Source organism: Blastomonas sp. CCH1-A6 (assembly GCF_001556365.1).
In the GTDB taxonomy this organism is placed as follows: domain Bacteria; phylum Pseudomonadota; class Alphaproteobacteria; order Sphingomonadales; family Sphingomonadaceae; genus Blastomonas; species Blastomonas ursincola.
Window position 1 is genome coordinate 1 of sequence record NZ_LSIS01000085.1, and the last position, 4,929, is coordinate 4,929.

At 65.9% G+C, this 4,929-nt stretch carries 4 protein-coding genes; all 4 read left to right on the top strand.

What is annotated here, in order from left to right; translation table 11 throughout:
• On the top strand, window positions 1-892 hold an 892-nt coding region (gene hisD / locus AX735_RS03895; protein ID WP_066275906.1), incomplete at its 5' end, for a histidinol dehydrogenase.
• A gap of 10 nt (window positions 893-902) precedes the next feature.
• On the top strand, window positions 903-1,349 hold the full coding sequence (gene nusB, locus AX735_RS03900; protein ID WP_066275908.1) for a transcription antitermination factor NusB: 447 nt from the start codon (window positions 903-905) through the stop codon (window positions 1,347-1,349).
• An 81-nt stretch (window positions 1,350-1,430) separates the two neighbouring features.
• Window positions 1,431-2,354: a thiamine-phosphate kinase gene (thiL, locus tag AX735_RS03905; RefSeq protein WP_066275910.1), complete on the top strand. Its 924-nt coding sequence runs from the start codon at window positions 1,431-1,433 to the stop codon at window positions 2,352-2,354.
• Window positions 2,355-2,496: 142 nt separating this feature from the next.
• Entirely contained in the window at window positions 2,497-4,629 is a 2,133-nt protein-coding gene (locus tag AX735_RS03910; RefSeq protein ID WP_066275912.1) for a sodium-translocating pyrophosphatase, read from the top strand.
• The last annotated feature ends 300 nt before the right edge of the window (window positions 4,630-4,929 follow it).

Genomic DNA, 4,929 nt, shown 5'->3' on the forward strand with positions numbered 1-4,929 from the left:
CGGCAGGGCAGCCTATCCCTCATCGCTGCTGATGAACGCCATTCCCGCCAAGGTCGCCGGGGTCGAGCGGCTCGTCGTCGTGACGCCGACGCCAAAGGGCCAGGTCAATCCGCTGGTGCTCGCCGCCGCGCATCTCGCCGGGGTGGACGAGATCTGGCGTGTCGGCGGCGCGCATGCGGTCGCAGCGCTCGCCTTTGGCACGCAGAAGATCCGCGCGGTCGATGTCATCACCGGCCCGGGCAATGCCTGGGTGGCCGAAGCCAAGCGCCAGCTCTATGGCGTGGTCGGCATCGACATGGTCGCGGGGCCGTCGGAGATCGTCGTCGTTGCAGACGGCAAGAACGACCCCGAATGGATCGCCGCCGACCTGCTCAGCCAGTCCGAGCATGACCCGACCAGCCAGTCGATCCTGTTCACCGATGACGCGGGCTTTGCCGATATTGTAGCGGACACGGTCGGCGTGCAGCTCGCCGCGCTCTCGACGCGCAAGGTCGCGACGAAAGCATGGGAAGACAATGGCGCGATTATCGTGGTCGACAGCCTTGAAGACGCGATGCCGCTGGTCAACCGCCTTGCTGCCGAGCATCTGGAACTCGCGGTCGACGATCCTGAAGCGCTGTTTGCGAAGGTGCGGCATGCAGGCTCGGTGTTCCTGGGCCGCCATACGCCGGAAGCGGTGGGCGATTATGTCGCCGGGCCGAACCATGTGCTGCCCACCGGGCGGCGTGCGCGCTTTTCTTCAGGGCTTTCGGTGCTCGACTTCATGAAGCGCACCAGCTTCATCCAGCTTGATCCCGACAGCCTTGCCGCGATCGGCCCCGCCGCCGTGGCGCTGGCCGAGATGGAGGGCTTGCCCGCCCATGCCGAGAGCGTCCGGCGCCGGCTGACCTGATGGAAACGACATGAACGAGAAATCCCGCTCCCGCTCCGCCGCACGGCTCGCCGCCGTGCAGGCGCTCTACCAGCATACGATGGAAAAGACCCCGGTCGCGCAGCTGCTCCACGAATTCCACCAGCATCGGCTGGGCGCCGAAATCGAGGACGAGCAATATGCAGAGGCCGATGTCGCGTTCTTCGACGACGTGGTGAAGGGCACCACCGCGCGGCTCGCGGAGATCGACGGCCTGATCGAGGGCAAGCTGGCCGAGGGCTGGTCACTCGGCCGCATCGACCGCACGCTGCACCAGATCCTGCGCGCCGGGACGTACGAGCTGCTCGCCCGGCCCGACGTGCCGGTGGGCAGCGTGATCAACGAATATCTCGATGTCGCGCACGCGTTCTTCGACGCCAAGGACACGCGCTTTGCCAACGGCCTGCTCGACGGTATTGCCAAGGATGTGCGGCGTTAGGTTACGCACGGTGGCGCGAACGTCCCTCGACTTCAGCGGAACGCTGAAGTCGAGGGACGTAGGCGCAAAGGCCTGTACAGGATGACCACCGAACCCGCCTTTATCGACCTGCTGCGCACCATCGCGACCGATCCGGCAGCGCGCGGGCTCGATGACGATGCGGCGGTGCTGACCATCGGCAAGCAGGCGCTCGTCCTGACCAAGGACATGCTGGTCGAGGGCATCCACTTCCTCCCCGACGATCCTCCCGCCGATATCGCGTGGAAGCTGGTCGCGGTGAACGCCTCGGACCTTGCCGCCAAGGGTGCGACTCCGCTCGCCTGCCTCACCGGGCACAGCCTGTCGCGCGATGCGGGCTGGGACGCGGCCTTTGCCGAGGGCCTGAAGACCGCGCTCGACCATCACGGCCTGGCTTTGATCGGCGGCGATACCGTCAGCGTGCCTGCAGGGCAGGCGCGCGTGCTGTCGCTGACCGCGATCGGCCTGCCCTCGGTCCCCGTGCCGCCGTCGCGCGCGGGCGTGCTGGCGGGCGACGGGCTGTTCGTCACCGGCACGATCGGCGATGGCTGGGCAGGCTTGAGCCTGCTCCAGGCGGGCAAGACCGAACCGGCATCGCTCATCACCGCCTATCGCAGGCCGCAGGCGCGGCTTGCCGATGGCCCCCTGCTCGCCCAGGTCACGCGTGCGATGATGGATGTGTCCGACGGGCTGCTGATCGATGCCGCGCGCATGGCGCGGGCCTCGGGCCTCGCGGTGCGGATCGACCTTGCGCAGGTCCCGCTCTCGCCCGATTTCGTCGCCACGATCGGCAGCGACCAGGCCGCCACGCTTGCCGCGGCCACCGGGGGCGATGACTATCAGCTGCTGTTCGCGGCGGATGCGGAAGCGCATCTGCCCATCCCCGCCGCCCGCATTGGGGGCTTTGCCGAAGGCCAGGGACTGACGCTCAGCTGGAACGGCATGCCGGTCGAAACCCCCGAAAAGCTGGGCTGGCAGCACGGCTGAGAGGCCTGCAACTCGCTAACTTTATTAAGTTGCACGCTTGCAACACCCGCTTATACCTATGTGCGGGGGACGCTGACGTTCATCAAGGGCGCGGTGATCGCCTGTTCGGCCGAGAGGCCATCGCTTTTTGGGAGAGCGACGCATGAACGTGGTCTTGATTGCCATCCTTTGCGGGGTGGTCGCAGTCCTTTATGGCATTTTCACCAGCAGACAGGTCTTGAGCCAATCGCCCGGCAACGCCCGGATGCAGGAAATCGGCGCGGCGATCCAGGAGGGCGCGCAGGCCTATCTGGGCCGCCAATATCGTACCATCGCCATTGTCGGCATCGTGATGCTGGTGCTGGTCTGGGCGCTTCTCGACAAGTTCGGCAATCCCGTCTCCGCCATCGGCTTCGTGCTCGGCGCGGTGCTTTCGGGCGTGGCCGGCTATATCGGCATGAACATCTCGGTGCGCGCGAACATGCGCACCGCACAGGCGGCAAGCACCTCGCTTCAGGCGGGGCTCACCCTCGCTTTCCGTGCAGGTGCGATCACCGGCATGCTGGTGGCGGGCCTGGGCCTGCTCGCGACGGCAGGCTATTTCTATTATCTCTATGCCATAGCGGGCCATGGCCTCAGCGATCCGGAAGACCGCAACATCGTCAACGGTCTGGTCGCCTTGGCGTTCGGCGCGTCGCTGATCTCGATCTTCGCGCGTCTGGGCGGCGGCATCTTCACCAAGGCGGCGGATGTCGGCGCGGACCTGGTCGGCAAGGTCGAGGCGGGAATCCCCGAGGACGATCCGCGCAACCCGGCGGTGATCGCCGATAACGTGGGCGACAATGTCGGCGACTGCGCCGGCATGGCCGCCGACTTGTTCGAAACCTATGTCGTCACCATCGGCGTCACCATGGTCGCCATCGCGCTGCTGGTCGCGGGCGACGATGCCGCGCTGCTGCCGCTGGTCGGGCTGCCGCTCGGCCTGTGCGGGCTGTGCGTCATCACCTCGATCATCGGCACCTATTTCGTCCGGCTGGGATCGGGCGGATCGATCATGGGCGCGATGTACAAGGGCTTTGCGGTCACCGCGATCCTTTCGGCCATCGGCCTGTATTTCGTCACCGATGCGGTGGTCGGCATGTCTACCGCCTATGCGATGAAGACCGCCGATGCCGCCGGCCCGGGAACCTTTACGGGCATGGACCTCTATCTCACCATGCTGATCGGGCTGGGCGTCACCGGGCTGATCATCTGGATCACCGAATATTATACCGGCACCAACTATCGCCCGGTCCAGTCGATCGCCAAGGCATCGGAAACCGGGCACGGCACCAATGTCATCCAGGGCCTCGCGATCAGCCTGGAAGCGACCGCGCTGCCGACGCTGCTGATCGTCGTCGCGGTGATCATCGCCTATCAGCTGGCAGGGATCGTCGGAATCGCCTTTGCGGCGACCGCGATGCTGGCACTGGCGGGCATGGTCGTGGCGCTCGATGCCTATGGCCCGGTCACCGACAATGCCGGGGGCATTGCCGAGATGGCAGGGCTCGACGACAGCGTGCGGGAAAAGACCGATGCGCTTGACGCGGTGGGCAACACCACCAAGGCGGTGACCAAGGGCTATGCCATCGGTTCGGCGGGTCTTGCCGCCCTCGTCCTGTTCGGCGCGTATACGACCGACCTCAAGGAATTCTTCCCTGACGTGCCGGTCGATTTCTCGCTGTCTAACCCGTATGTCATCGTCGGGCTGCTGCTCGGCGCGCTGCTGCCCTATCTGTTCGGCGCGATGGGCATGACCGCAGTGGGCCGCGCCGCCGGATCGGTGGTGGAAGAGGTGCGCGAGCAGTTCCGCACCAATCCCGGCATCATGGCGGGCACGTCCAAGCCCAATTATGCCCGCACCGTCGACCTCGTCACCAAGGCCGCGATCAAGGAGATGATCATCCCCTCGCTGCTGCCGGTGCTGGCACCGATCGTCGTCTATTTCGTCATCACCGCGGTGGCGGGTCAGGCCAATGGCTTTGCGGCCTTGGGCGCACTGCTGCTTGGCGTCATCGTCTCCGGCCTGTTCGTCGCGCTGTCGATGACCAGCGGCGGCGGCGCCTGGGACAATGCCAAGAAATATATCGAGGACGGCCACCATGGCGGCAAGGGTTCCGACGCGCACAAGGCGGCGGTGACCGGCGATACCGTGGGTGATCCGTACAAGGATACGGCGGGTCCGGCGGTCAACCCGATGATCAAGATCACCAACATCGTCGCGCTTTTGTTGCTCGCGGCGCTTGCAGCGGGCTAACCTATGCGATAGCCTTGCCATCTGAACGACAACTGGCCCCGCCGGCTTCGCGCCTGGCGGGGCTTTTTCTTGGGCCGTCGCCCCGATGAAGCGGCGCGCTTAACGGGTTAACCATTCCACTTAAGCTGTTGTTTTGCATTCTCCCCCTATAGCATCTGCGGGGGGCCGCGATCGTCGCGGGCTGATGCAGGAACGCGAATACGGCATGGACCAGGGCCTCGTCATGGCTGGATCGCCCGGCGCCGCACAGGCGGTCCCGGCCTTGCGAGTCGCCCTGCTCGATCCCGCGAGGCTCGATCC